This window comes from Ruegeria sp. AL3, assembly GCF_056536065.1.
The window spans coordinates 505,354-517,678 of sequence record NZ_JBQFJG010000001.1 but is presented as its reverse complement, the minus strand read 5'-3'; the positions used below and the strand labels follow the sequence as shown (position 1 = coordinate 517,678).

Below are 12,325 nucleotides of genomic sequence, written 5' to 3'. Positions count from 1 at the left end.
GCGGGTCAGCCAAGCCGCGCCAGCAGGGCGCCGGTATCCAACCCGGCTACTGCTCCGGGAATGCGGCCGCTGTCATCGGAAAGACGTGTGGCAACAAAGCCGTCAGCCACAGCGCTGGGCGCATGGCGCAGCAATTGCGAGGCCGTCAGCAGCAGTGCCGTACGTTCAGCGTACCAGCGCGCTTCGGCCTCGGGCGGAAGACCGGGCCAGCGGTTGCGATGCGCGGTCAAAGCTGCGTCATACCTTCTGTCCGTGCCTCGTACCGCATCCAACTCGGCCCCCAGAACCTCGGCGGCCAGCGGCTCACGCGTCAGGGTGCGCAGGATATCGAGGCAGATCACATTGCCTGACCCCTCCCAGATGCTGTTCAGGGGCGCTTCACGATAGATCAGGGGCAAGGGCGTGTCTTCGACGTACCCCATGCCGCCCAGCACTTCCATCGCTTCGACGACGACGACCGGGCAACGCTTGTTGTTCAGGAACTTGGCCAATGCGACGCCGATCCGGGCAAAGGCCTTGTCTTCGGGTGTCTGACCGTCAAATGCTTGTGCCACACGCATTCCCAGGGTCACTGCGCCTTCCCAGTCCAGAACAAGGTCGGACAGGACCGCTCGCATCAGCGGTTGATCAATCAATCGGCGCTGAAACGCGCTGCGGTGTTCCACCCAATGATGCGCTGCGCTGAGCGCGGCACGCATCAGCCCGGCCGGTGCCATGGCTGTATCAAGCCGCGTGTGGTGCACCATTTCCAGTATGGTGCGCACGCCCGCGCCTTCTTCGCCCAACTGATAGGCCAGCGCGTCATGATACTCGATTTCCGAGGATGCGTTGGATTTGTTGCCCAGCTTGTCTTTCAGGCGCATCAGGTGGATCGCATTGCGTTCGCCTTCGAGCCAGCGGGGCACCAGAAAACAGGTCAACCCGCCGGGCGCCTGCGCCAGTGTCAGGAACCCATCCGACATTGGCGCGGAACAGAACCACTTGTGCCCTCGCAAGCGCCAATGATCCCCGTCGCGTGCCGCAATGGTCGTATTGGCGCGTATGTCCGAACCGCCCTGTTTTTCGGTCATCGCCATCCCCAGCGTCGCGCTGGTCTTTTGACCGATCGGTTCCTTCGAAGGATCATAGTGGCGGGCCATGAGTTTTGGCTGCCAGAGCGAGGTAATGTGTTCATTGGCGGCCAGTGCAGGGATTGCTGCATAGGTCATGGTCATCGGGCAGCAATGCCCGGGTTCGACCTGTCCGGCCAAATAGACCATCGCCGCATGGGTCGCATGCCCTCCGGGTTGTCCATCCCAGGCCAGTGCGGCATAGCCCGCCGATTGGCTGATCTGCATCATCTGATGATAGGCCGGGTGAAACCGCACCTCGTCCAGGCGCCTGCCGCCGGGATCGAACAGCCGCAGCTCTGGCGGATGCCGGTTGGCTTCCCGACCCAGTTCCCGCGTTTCTTCGGTTCCGAGTGTTTTGCCATATGCCGCCAGCTCCAAAGCGCGCGCGCCCGCTGTCTTTGCTGCGTCTTGCAGGACCGGATCGGACAGCCAAAGATCGGTGCCGCCGCGCGTGGGCGGTTGGTTCAGGACATCGTGGGTTGGCAGGGTGTCGCGCGCTGGGGATTTCATCGGGACCTCGGGTTGTGCAGGTCCAACTGTTCAGGCGCGGCACTTGCCGGTCAAGTCTGACGAGGGGTCAGGACGAAGGGTCGTTATGCTTGTCGTCAGGTACCGGATCATATCCGTCGCCGCCCCAAGGGTGGCAACGGCAGATCCGGTGAGCGGCCAGGTAGGATCCTTTGACCGCCCCGTGTTTCTCCAGCGACTCAAGCGCATAGGCGGAACAGGTGGGTTGGTAGCGACAGTTGAAACCGACCCATGGGCTGAAGATCAGCCGATACGCCCGAACAGGCAGGGCGACGATATGGGACAGGAAGGTCATTTTTCAGCCGCATGCACCTTGCGGAGCGCATAGCGCAGGTCGTCCAACAATGCGTCATAGGGGCGGTTGGCGGTAACTTCGGCACGGCCGATCAGAACGTAATCCCACCCGTCGCGGCCGGCTTCGGGCAACACGGCCCGCGCGGCTTCGCGCAGACGGCGCTTGGCGCGGTTGCGGGCCACGGCATTGCCCACTTTTTTCGAGCAGGTGAACCCCACGCGAATCCCGATGCCCTCGCCGAGGCCACGCTTGCGGGCCTGCACCATCATCGAAGACGTGCCTTGTCGGCGGGCACGCGCCGCTTTCAGAAAGTCGGACCGTTTCTTGAGAACGGTCAGGGGTTCAGATGCACAAACGGACGCCGCCGGGGGCTTGTTCCCGGGGTGGTTCCTACCAACCTCAGGGGCCTCCGGCGGCGTCATGTTCATAACCTGATCGGTGAGCGGTTTACGCGCTCAGCGATTTGCGGCCGCGTGCGCGGCGTGCATTCAGGATCTTGCGGCCGGCCTTAGTGGCCATGCGCGCGCGGAAACCGTGGCGGCGTTTGCGAACCAGGTTCGAAGGCTGATAGGTGCGTTTCATCGCTCCGTCTCCAATCTATGCGGTCGGGTGCGGCGCGGATTCGCCTGCCCGTGGTGTTCGAAGCCCGTCCTCTACTGCCAAGCGGGGGGTAAGTCAAACCCCAACGGCCAGGTTTTCGCAGCTTTTGCAACAATTCTGTAACCGGCAACGGCAAAAGGTTTCAAAATACCCGTTTATCGCCGAAATTCCTCACATTCGGTGCCACAAAGATCAAGGCCCCGTGATCCCCCTATTGCTGGCCCGTCAGTCAGCGCATCTTGGGCACAAGATGAAGCACAAAGAACCGGAAAATCTGATGTCCGACACAAGCCAGGCGCCGCGCAACGGTTTCGCACGCCACATTCCGCTGCTTGTAATCCTGAGCGTAGCCGTTGTCGGCTTTTTCACGCTTGGGGATTACCTGACTTTCGAGACCTTGCGGGACAATCGCGAGGCGCTTCTGGCGTGGCGGGACGGTCACTATTGGATCATGGCAGCCGCTTTTGTCGCCATATACATCGTCATAGTGGCCTTTTCACTGCCCGGTGCCGCGGTGGCTTCGATGACGGGCGGTTTTCTTTTCGGTCTTTTTGCGGGAACTGTTTTCAATGTCGTGTCCGCCACCATCGGTGCGTCGGCGATCTTTCTGGCGGCACGCTGGGGCTTGGGCGAAGCCCTGACGTCGCGACTGGAATCATCAGAAGGCACGGTCAGAAAACTGAAGGACGGTCTGCGGGAAAACGAAATCTCGGTGTTGTTTCTGCTGCGTCTGGTGCCGGTGGTGCCGTTCTTTGTTGCCAATCTCGTGCCGGCTTTGGTCGGTGTGAAGTTCCGCAATTTTCTTTTGACGACCGCGCTGGGCATCATTCCCGGAGGTATCGTGTACACTTGGATCGGGGTCGGTTTGGGCGGTGTATTCGACCGTGGGGAAACGCCTGATGTTTCGTTGCTGTGGGAACCGTTCGTGATCGGGCCGATTATCGGGTTGTGTATATTGGCCGCCTTGCCCATCGTTTTCAAAGCACTGCGCGCGAAAAGAGGCACCTGAACCATGAAAGAGTTGAAAACCGACCTCCTGGTCATTGGCGCCGGGTCCGGAGGATTGTCCGTCGCCGCGGGTGCCAGCCAGATGGGCGCGGATGTTGTCCTGCTGGAAGGGCACAAGATGGGTGGGGATTGCCTGAATTTCGGCTGTGTCCCGTCGAAGGCGCTGATCGCAAGCGGCAAAGCGGCCCATGCTCAGGCGCATTCCGTTCGTTTTGGCATCGCTGATACAATCCCTCAGGTCGACTACGCCGCAGTAAAGGATCATGTTCATGATGTGATCGCGCAGATCGAACCGATGGACAGCCAGCAGCGGTTCGAAGGCTTCGGCGTGACGGTCATTCGCGAATATGGCACGTTCATATCCCCTGAAAAGGTGCAGGCCGGGGATCATGTCATCTGTGCACGTCGCATCGTCATTGCGACCGGTTCATCACCGCTGGTGCCGCCGATTCCGGGGTTGGACACGGTGCCCTATTATACGAACGAAACCATCTTTGACTTGAGAGAGCGGCCAGATCACCTGCTGATCATCGGGGGCGGCCCGATCGGGATGGAGATGGCGCAGGCCCATATACGCCTCGGCAGCAAGGTGACGGTCGTCGAAGGGTTCAAAGCCTTGGGCAAAGACGATCCCGAGGCTGCCTCCGTGGTGCTGGATACCCTGCGCAGTGAAGGCGTGGACATCCGGGAAAACGCCATGATCGCTCAGGTGCGCGGAACAGAGGGCGCTGTGGAGGTCGTTGCCGAAAACGGTGAAATTCACCGGGGCTCTCATCTTTTGATCGCTGCCGGTCGCAAAGCCAATATCGAGCGTCTGAACCTGGAAGCAGCCGGAATTGAACGCACAAAAACCGGCATCAGAACGGATGACGCGTTGCGCACGGCCAATCGCCGCGTCTATTCGATCGGAGATGTAACGGGTGGCCTGCAATTCACCCATGTTGCAGGGTATCATGCAGGTGTCATCATTCGTTCGGCCCTGTTCGGTCTGCCGTCCAGGGCGAAAACGGCACATATCCCTTGGGCCACCTATACGGATCCAGAGCTGGCCCAGGTCGGACTGACCGAAGCTCAGGCCCGCGAGGCGCATGGAGAAAAGCTCGAAATCGCCCGCTTTGACTATATCCACAATGACCGGGCGACTGCCGAGCGCAAAACCAAAGGCTTCGTCAAGGTCATGGTCGTGAAAGGCCGACCCGTCGGCGCCACAATCGTCGGGCATCAGGCGGGTGAGTTGATCAACTTGTGGTCGTTGGCTTTGGTCAATAACCTGAAGATGGGGCAGATCGCCGCCATGGTTTCACCCTATCCGACGATCGGAGAGCTTAACAAACGTGTGGCGGGTGCTTATTTCTCGCCAAGGCTGTTTGAGAATCAGACAGTTAAACGAGTGGTCCGGTTCGTCCAGCGCTGGATTCCCTGACCTGAGGAGGGGCGCAAATTGAACTCGCTTTCGGGCCGATTTCTGATCCTGACGACGGTCTTCGTCATGTTGGCCGAGGTTCTGATCTTTGTCCCGTCGATCGCCCGGTTCCGCGAGGACTTTCTGCTGAACAGGCTCGAACGCGCGCAGATCGCCTCGCTGGCTTTGCTGGCGGACGACATGCTGGCCGAAGATCTTGAGGCAGAACTGCTGGAAAACGCAGGCGTCTACAATGTCGTGTTGCGACGGGATGAGGTTCGGCAACTGATGCTGTCGTCGCCGATTCCCGATCCAATCGCCGACACGTTCGATTTGCGGGATGCAAGCCCTTGGATTCTGATCCGGGATGCGATTAGCCGCTTTCTCAAACCCGAAAACGAAGTCATCCGGGTCATCGGAGAACCGGTCAAGGGGGCGGGCCTTCTGATCGAAGTCACCATGGATAGCATGCCGTTGCGAACGGCGATGATTGACTACGGGTTGCGTATTCTCGGTCTGTCCTTTGTGATCTCCATCATCACAGCGTTTTTTCTGTTTCTCGCCGTGCGCGTCGTACTTGTGCGGCCCATCAAAAGCGTCGTCGGCTACATGCAACGCTATGCCAGTGCGCCAGAGGACGCGCGTGGCATAATCTCGCCGAACTCGAAGGTGACGGAGTTGCGAGAGGCCGAGGAGGCACTGAAGATGCTGCAAACGGACCTGACCCAGGCGCTCAAACAGCGGGAAAGGCTGGCGCAGCTTGGGGGGGCCGTCGCCAAAGTCAGCCATGACTTGCGCAATATCCTGACGTCGGCGCAGCTGTTTACCGACCGGATCGAGGCCAGCGATGATCCGCTGGTGCGGCGGATGGCGCCGAAACTGGTGAATTCCATCACCCGGGCCGTGTCCCTTTGTGAAAGCACATTGGCCTTTGGCCGCGCGGAAGAACCCGCGCCCACTCTGACTATGGTTCCGATCCGCGCAATCGCGGCGGATGTCGCGGCCAGCGAACAACTCGCCGTCGCCGATGCCTGCGTCGAAATCGTGAACGAAGTGCCGGACGCGCTTGTGGCCCGCGCCGACCCCGAACAATTGTACCGCGTCATCATGAACCTCGTGCGCAACGCAAGACAGGCTCTGGTTACCTCGGGAAAACCTGGCCGGATTACGATTGCGGGGTGTGAATACGACGATGCTTGGTGCATTGAAATCCGCGACACGGGGCCGGGTCTTCCCCCCAAGGCGCGCGAAAACCTGTTTACACCTTTTCAGGGTGGGGTCCGAAAGGGTGGCTCGGGTCTGGGGCTGGCAATCTCGCAGGAGCTGGTGCGCGGCCATGGCGGGGACCTGGTTTTGAAAGAGACCGGACCCGAGGGAACAGTCTTTGAAATCAGCCTTCCGCGCGGGGATATGACTTTTTGATTTTTTTTTGAAGAATCGGCTTGCACGTCTCGGGCAGCAGGTCTAAACACCGCCTCACCAACGCGGACCGATAGCTCAGCTGGATAGAGTACTTGACTACGAATCAAGGGGTCGGGGGTTCGAATCCTCCTCGGTCCGCCACTGGTTTCCCCTAAATCATTGAAAATAAACAACTTTTTCGCGCGCGGACTCGAAAAATTTAGGGAGGATTCAAACCATCCCGCAACAAATCCCGCAACATTTATTATTGAATGCACTTTGTTTGCATCGGCGCAGGATAGAATCTTGTGCCGTGGTGGTTACCAACGCAAACTCCCGGCATGAGTGATGATGAACAAAAATTTTTCGAACTAAGAAAAGAATCGAAGACATACATTTCAAAGGTCTTCTCTTACAGCGACCGCTCACCTGAAAAACTACGACAGGTGCGAATGGTGATGGAGGGTTCTGATAGGTTACAACTTGGTGAAGTTGAGGGGGCGGCATGTTTACGTCTATCCGGCGAGAAGCGAAAAACGCAGGTAACGGCCCTAGTAACCCAAGACGAAAAGCAAGTGCGTCGTATCACATTGCGGAGCTTTCAAACGCGCGCGGGTGATTGGATCCAAGCTTCCGAGAAGAACGAGTTTACTTTCCGACAAGATGAATTCAACCGCCTGCTGTCGTTCTTGAGGCAAATTGAGTTCATTGATCTTTCCAACGAAGACAACTTCCAAATTGAGGACATTTCCACCCAATCAGGTCCGAAAGCGATAATTGACGCTTCTGATCGTGGGTTAGTCGAACGCATCAAGTTATTAAGTAATGACCAGAGAAAATCAGTTGTTCGCGCTTTGCAGGCCGACCTCACAAGTGAGGAGATCAATATCCTATTTGGAAGACGTCAGGGTGTTGAAGAATTTGAAGCACAGATCGCTTCCGGGAATTGGTCCGAAGCCCACTGGCAAGACTTTTTCGATAAGCATCAATGGGTATTTGGCTACGGCCTTGATTATCGGATCATGCGTCAATTTGATCGTGAAATGACAGTTGGAGGAGGTGGAACAGATAACCAGAACAAACCCGTTGTCGATTTTCTGCTCAACTTCACTGACTATACCGTTTTGGTAGAAATCAAACGGCCAAACACGGGAATTTTCAAATCAGGCAAAGGCGGCAGGGCTGGAACGTGGGAGTTTAGTTCTGAGTTTACCAGTGCCGTTTCTCAAGTCCTTGAGCAAAAAGCCGAGTGGTTGGCCTCAGCTCAAAGTGGCGATCATTACAATAGGACCGGAACGGAAAAACTTGAAGCGCGAACGCGCAACGCAAAAACAATCTAAGTCATCGGATCGCGAGGTGAATTTGATGAAGCGGAAAACGTGAGAACAGCGCAAATAAAACGCGACACATTTGAACTGTTTCGCCAAGAAAACCGGACGGTGGATATTTTGACTTTCGATGAATTGCTCGAACGCGCCCAGTTCATCACCAAGAGTGTCTAAGGGGTTCATCTGATCCCGCAACAAATCCCGCAACATTTGATGCTGAAAATTCATGTAATTTATTGATTAAAACGATAATTCATAGATTACCGAATCCTCCTCGGTCCGCCACTGGTTTCCTTGTCAGGCGACACATAGTTCTGCCACCAGCGACAGAACCTTGCCATTTTCGCCTCACGTCCTTCATCAAGCACCTAGACCGATTTCAATGATCCCGACTTCCCTTTTGGGAAAATCAGGTCTGATTTGCGGATCAGACGCCGAAGGCACCTGTTCCTGCTGATCTGCCACGTGGCGAACGCGGATGGGGGCGAGGCAATGCTATTCGACAGTAGTGGTGCGGCCCGCAGGCTCAGGCGAGGACACGGTGTTGTCTAATAGGGTTGCGGTTCTTCAACCAGCACCAGATGTAGTGGTTCGTATTGAACGTCATCGTTAGCATTGGCAGCCTTGCCGACGCGCATCCAAGAGTCGCGAAAGCTCATCAACCTGAAAATAATCGAAATTAGGTTTTGGTATCCGAGCCCATTGTTGTTTTCTGGAAGCCGCAGCAGCGGCACCATATCTTCGCTTTCCGTAGGGGCCACATCAACGACAAATGTTACAGCCGAAGAGTGATTTAACCCGTCGATTGCCTTTAATCTCGTAGAAACCTTTGGTTTCGGGTCTGTTACGCTTGGGTACCTCATTTCTTCAACTTCACTAAATGCAGCTGCGAAGCTTTCGGTTAGCTTTTGATCAAACGCGTCTTGCGCCGCTTCAATGGCTTGAAGCGCGCCTAAATCATTTGCATCAGGTCCTTTCGCCGGATCGAGGTGTTTTGAATAGTAGCTGCGGAGTTGATCCGAAAGCTTGCTACCAGGAGATCCTGCGGGAGCGTCGTCGTCTTCCTCGCCTTCCGCTTCTTCACCGAATCCACGCTGCGCAGGGATATCGTGAATTCGTACTAGCCCTTTCAATGGCTCACCTTCGTAAGGAAGACAGTTTGACGGCAATTCCTGCAAGGCCGCTTGTCCACGTACAGGGTCGGCAGCTTTTGCAGGGTCAAGCGGATAGAGCTGTCGGCTATGAAATACGCGAACCAGCCATTCATACAATCACTTTCAAAGCCTTCTTTGTCCCGCGAGGCTGCCTTATGCACTCGTTCCACTGAAGGGCCACTACTCAACCAGAGATCGCTTCACATAAAACCGTTTCAAGGATGTTCGCGGTTTGTTGTGGTGGTGCAAAGCAGCCCTTGGTTGCGGAAGCTTAGCGTTCTCATCCCTGTTTAAACGGCTGCCTGATGTAGCGGGTTCGGATGTCGAATCATAAACTTACGGAATTCGTCTGGTAAGCACAGTAATTAAACTTGCCTTTCAGGTCCCGTGCCGTTGATTCAGGTGATGGAGATAGGCGGCAACAACAGCGAGCTACATAGCCTCCAGCGTATGTGAAAGACCGTTTCGGATGTGATCTTCTAACAGCTTCTTAGCGGTGCCCGCGTCTCTGGCCAATGCGGCATCGAACATGCCCTTATGCTCCTTGACTGCCTCTTCGCCGCGATAGGTCAGCACGAGCATCTGATACCGCAAATACTTGTCGTAGATGATCGAGTGCAGAGACAGAAGGTTCTTGGAGTTGCAGGCCGCGATCATCGCTTGGTGAAACTCCCAATCATATCGTTTCCAGGTTTCTTTCTCGGACTCGTCGCCCTTGAGAAGCTGCTGTTCCATCAGGTGCAGTTTGTGGTGCGCGGCAACGAGGTTGCCTTCCCAGTCCGTGTCGCCATTCGCAATGGACAACTCCAACGCGTGGCATTCCAGCAGGACACGCAACTCTGATATCTCGGTCAGGTCTTCGCGAGAGACCGGCGTAACCAGGAAGCCTCTTTGTTCGGGAGCTTCGACAAAACCGTCGCTGGCAAGCCTGTTCAGGGTTTCACGAAGTGTTGAAAGGCTTGCTGAGTAGCGCTCTTTCAATGCGTCCAGCTTCAGTTTGGAGCCGGGTTGCAACTCTCCGAAGATGATATCCCGCTTGATGCGCTGATAGGTGCTTGCACCTATCGTAGACGGCTGTTTCGCCATGCGTTTCACCCGATATTTTTAGATTCCTCCTTCAAATACCACTTTATAGAGTTATCAGCAATCCAATCTGATGTATGGTAGAAATAAAAATATCATACATTATTGTGGAATCGCAAAAACCCCAATACGGTCGAGTTCAAGTTGGGCAAAGCAGCTCAGTCATAAACATTGGTTTCGGAGTTTCCGAACCCTCTGGAAGGAAGCAAAGTGTCAATGAACTTTCGCATTGCCATTGTCGGCATTGGCCTTGTTGGACGCCGCCACGCAGACGCGATCCGCGCGTTGCGTCATGTCGATCTTGTTGCGGTTGTTGATCCCAGTGACGAAGGGCGCACCTACGCTGCGGAGCATGGCGTTGCGTGTTACGAGACCCTCGAGAATATGTTTGCAAATCAGACGCCGGACGGAGCTGTGCTCGCGACGCCCACGACGCTTCATGTCGAACAAGGGCTCACATGTGTTCGGCATGGTTGTCCCGTACTCGTCGAAAAACCGATCGCCGTGGAAGCCTCCGCTGCACTGGAGCTTGTCCAAGAAGCGGAAAAGGCCAATGTGCCACTGATGGTCGGACATCATCGTCGGCACAATCCTCTGATCAAGTCAGCGAAGGAAGCCATTGTCGACGGGAAGATTGGAGATGTGCGCGCTGTCCATGCGAATTGCTGGTTTTACAAGCCCGATGAGTATTTTGATGCTGCGCCTTGGAGAAAGAAACCCGGTGCAGGGCCCATCTCAGTCAATCTGGTCCACGACGTCGATCTTCTGCGGTATTTGGCCGGAGAAGTCGTGACCGTACAGGCTCAGTCGGCTGCATCGCAGCGGGGCTACGACAACGAAGATGTTGCCGGTGCTCTGTTGACGTTCGAAAGCGGGGCGATAGGGACCATAAGTGTGTCCGACAGCATCGTTGCTCCATGGAGCTGGGAGATGACGTCTCAGGAATATCCAATCTATCCGTCGACCGCTGAGAGTAGCTACATGATAGGTGGCTCTCATGGTTCGTTGTCCGTTCCTGATCTTCGATTGTGGAGTTACCAGGGTGAGCAAAGGGACTGGTGGACGCCAATCTCATCAACCGCGCTGAAGAAGGGTGCGTCTGACCCCCTGGTCAATCAGCTTAGGCACTTTGTTGAAGTAGCTCGGCACGAAGCAGAACCGATTGTGTCTGGATGGGAAGGTTTCAGAACACTTCAAGTTATTGAAGCTATTCAGAATTCCTGCAGAACAGGTGAAACAGTCAGGATAAGCAACCTTCAGGAAACGCAGCAACAGAGAATACAGGTAATGAATAATATCTGATATTTTGCAAAAAATCTTGCAAAAAGTCCAAAATAGGTCAAAACTCAGAATCGGAAAAATGCATCATGATGTCTCAGGGAGGAGCAAAGTGATTACCAAACTTACCCGCCGGGCTGCTGTGTCAGCCCTGGTCGCAACCGGTGTTCTGTTTAGCGCAACAAGTGGTGTGCTGGCGGAAGACAAAGTGCAACTTCGCCTCGCAACATCAGGATCGGAGACCGATCAGCGCTCGGTCGCTATGGCCGAGGTTTTCGCGCCCATGGTCGCTGATTTCGCAAGCTACGAGCCCAGCTATAATGGAACCATCTTCGCCCAAGGCACCGAGTTGGACGCCATCAGCCGGGGTAACCTGGAAATGTCGATCACCTCGGCGCAGGAACTGGCCCAGTTCTTCCCCGAGTTTTCGATCTTTACCGCAGGCTATGTCCACCAGGACGCTGCGCATCAGGTGGCTGTCTTCAACGATCCCTTGATGGATGCCTTTAAGCAGAAGGCTGAAGAAGAGCTGGGCGTCAAACTGCTGTCGGTCATGTATCTGGGCCGTCGTCAGGTTAACCTGCGCCAACCCAAGGATGAGCTGACAGTCACGACGCCAGCAGACTTGGAAGGCGTGAATCTGCGGATGCCGGGCACCGACGCATGGCAGTTCCTTGGCAAAGCGCTGGGTGCCGCGCCGACACCGATGGCCTTCTCCGAAGTCTATACCGCGCTGTCGACCGGTGCCGTTGACGGGCAGGATAATCCGTTGCCGACCGTCGTCGACGCCAAGTTCTATGAAGTGACCAATCAGATCGTCCTGACATCGCATCTGGTCGACTTGAACTATATCGCCATCGGCAAAGAGGTTTGGGACGGGCTAACACCGGAACAGCAAGCCAAGGTTCAGGAAGCTGCGGACGCAGCAGCTGAATCAGGCCGCCAGAAACAGCTTCAGAAAGAAGAGGATCTGGTCAGCTTCCTGAAAGAGCAGGGCATGGAGATTTACGAACCCGATCTCGCTGCGTTCCGCGATCAGGTACAGTCTATGTACCTGGAAAGTGAATTCGCCGGATCATGGCCGGACGGTGTGCTTGAGCAGATCAACGCTCTGGGCAACTAAAGTCGTCTGAAGA

Annotated in this window: 12 protein-coding genes and 1 tRNA gene; 7 read left to right on the top strand and 6 right to left on the bottom strand. The window is 55.8% G+C overall.

Annotated elements, in window-relative coordinates; all coding sequences use genetic code 11:
- Nucleotides 1-5: 5 nt before the first annotated feature.
- The 4 genes from ACR3E6_RS02590 to rpmH all read right to left on the bottom strand — a co-directional run bounded on the left by ACR3E6_RS02590 (nt 6) and on the right by rpmH (nt 2,517).
- The gene (locus ACR3E6_RS02590) at nt 6-1,622 is read right to left on the bottom strand and encodes an acyl-CoA dehydrogenase family protein (RefSeq protein WP_480485680.1); all 1,617 of its coding nucleotides are present in this window, start codon (nt 1,620-1,622) and stop codon (nt 6-8) included.
- Nucleotides 1,623-1,689: 67 nt separating this feature from the next.
- The gene (yidD, locus tag ACR3E6_RS02585) at nt 1,690-1,935 is read right to left on the bottom strand and encodes a membrane protein insertion efficiency factor YidD (protein ID WP_171724214.1); all 246 of its coding nucleotides are present in this window, start codon (nt 1,933-1,935) and stop codon (nt 1,690-1,692) included.
- Nucleotides 1,932-2,357: a ribonuclease P protein component gene (gene rnpA, locus ACR3E6_RS02580; RefSeq protein WP_480485677.1), complete on the bottom strand. Its 426-nt coding sequence runs from the start codon at nt 2,355-2,357 to the stop codon at nt 1,932-1,934. Before rnpA ends, yidD begins: the two co-directional genes overlap by 4 nt.
- A gap of 25 nt (nt 2,358-2,382) precedes the next feature.
- Nucleotides 2,383-2,517 carry a 50S ribosomal protein L34 gene (gene rpmH / locus ACR3E6_RS02575; RefSeq protein ID WP_005980833.1) on the bottom strand — a complete coding sequence of 45 codons (135 nt, stop codon included), beginning with the start codon at nt 2,515-2,517 and terminating at the stop codon, nt 2,383-2,385.
- A gap of 295 nt (nt 2,518-2,812) precedes the next feature.
- Here rpmH and ACR3E6_RS02570 point away from each other — a divergent pair, with 295 nt between their 5' ends.
- The 5 genes from ACR3E6_RS02570 to ACR3E6_RS02550 all read left to right on the top strand — a co-directional run bounded on the left by ACR3E6_RS02570 (nt 2,813) and on the right by ACR3E6_RS02550 (nt 7,686).
- Nucleotides 2,813-3,544 (top strand): TVP38/TMEM64 family protein, encoded by a 732-nt coding sequence (locus ACR3E6_RS02570; RefSeq protein WP_152456930.1) that lies wholly within the window; start codon nt 2,813-2,815, stop codon nt 3,542-3,544.
- A gap of 3 nt (nt 3,545-3,547) precedes the next feature.
- Complete coding sequence (locus ACR3E6_RS02565; RefSeq protein ID WP_480485675.1) at nt 3,548-4,966, top strand: dihydrolipoyl dehydrogenase family protein; 1,419 nt, start codon at nt 3,548-3,550, stop codon at nt 4,964-4,966.
- Between the two features lie 18 nt (nt 4,967-4,984).
- Entirely contained in the window at nt 4,985-6,367 is a 1,383-nt protein-coding gene (locus ACR3E6_RS02560) for a sensor histidine kinase (protein WP_245223563.1), read from the top strand.
- 64 nt (nt 6,368-6,431) lie between these two features.
- Nucleotides 6,432-6,508: transfer RNA gene (locus ACR3E6_RS02555), tRNA-Arg, on the top strand.
- Nucleotides 6,509-6,687: 179 nt separating this feature from the next.
- Nucleotides 6,688-7,686: a Shedu immune nuclease family protein gene (locus ACR3E6_RS02550; RefSeq protein WP_480485673.1), complete on the top strand. Its 999-nt coding sequence runs from the start codon at nt 6,688-6,690 to the stop codon at nt 7,684-7,686.
- 536 nt (nt 7,687-8,222) lie between these two features.
- Here ACR3E6_RS02550 and ACR3E6_RS02545 read toward each other — a convergent pair.
- A complete protein-coding gene (locus tag ACR3E6_RS02545) occupies nt 8,223-8,945 on the bottom strand; it encodes a hypothetical protein (protein ID WP_480485671.1) in 723 nt (240 codons plus the stop codon).
- 315 nt (nt 8,946-9,260) lie between these two features.
- Nucleotides 9,261-9,914: a GntR family transcriptional regulator gene (locus tag ACR3E6_RS02540; protein WP_170417164.1), complete on the bottom strand. Its 654-nt coding sequence runs from the start codon at nt 9,912-9,914 to the stop codon at nt 9,261-9,263.
- Between the two features lie 213 nt (nt 9,915-10,127).
- Between ACR3E6_RS02540 and ACR3E6_RS02535 the strand changes: the two genes are divergently transcribed.
- Both ACR3E6_RS02535 and dctP read left to right on the top strand, forming a co-directional pair.
- A complete protein-coding gene (locus tag ACR3E6_RS02535; protein WP_480485669.1) occupies nt 10,128-11,213 on the top strand; it encodes a Gfo/Idh/MocA family protein in 1,086 nt (361 codons plus the stop codon).
- Nucleotides 11,214-11,301: 88 nt separating this feature from the next.
- Entirely contained in the window at nt 11,302-12,312 is a 1,011-nt protein-coding gene (dctP, locus tag ACR3E6_RS02530) for a TRAP transporter substrate-binding protein DctP (protein WP_171634656.1), read from the top strand.
- Nucleotides 12,313-12,325: the final 13 nt, after the last annotated feature.

Excerpts from the sequence above, each read along its gene's own strand:
- rpmH (WP_005980833.1), bottom strand. The coding sequence starts at position 2,517 with ATGAAACGCACCTATCAGCCTTCGAACCTGGTTCGCAAACGCCGCCAC.
- ACR3E6_RS02590 (WP_480485680.1), bottom strand. The coding sequence starts at position 1,622 with ATGAAATCCCCAGCGCGCGACACCCTGCCAACCCACGATGTCCTGAAC.
- rnpA (WP_480485677.1), bottom strand. The coding sequence starts at position 2,357 with ATGACGCCGCCGGAGGCCCCTGAGGTTGGTAGGAACCACCCCGGGAAC.
- yidD (WP_171724214.1), bottom strand. The coding sequence starts at position 1,935 with ATGACCTTCCTGTCCCATATCGTCGCCCTGCCTGTTCGGGCGTATCGG.
- ACR3E6_RS02550 (WP_480485673.1), top strand. The coding sequence starts at position 6,688 with ATGAGTGATGATGAACAAAAATTTTTCGAACTAAGAAAAGAATCGAAG.
- ACR3E6_RS02570 (WP_152456930.1), top strand. The coding sequence starts at position 2,813 with ATGTCCGACACAAGCCAGGCGCCGCGCAACGGTTTCGCACGCCACATT.
- ACR3E6_RS02540 (WP_170417164.1), bottom strand. The coding sequence starts at position 9,914 with ATGGCGAAACAGCCGTCTACGATAGGTGCAAGCACCTATCAGCGCATC.
- ACR3E6_RS02565 (WP_480485675.1), top strand. The coding sequence starts at position 3,548 with ATGAAAGAGTTGAAAACCGACCTCCTGGTCATTGGCGCCGGGTCCGGA.
- ACR3E6_RS02535 (WP_480485669.1), top strand. The coding sequence starts at position 10,128 with ATGAACTTTCGCATTGCCATTGTCGGCATTGGCCTTGTTGGACGCCGC.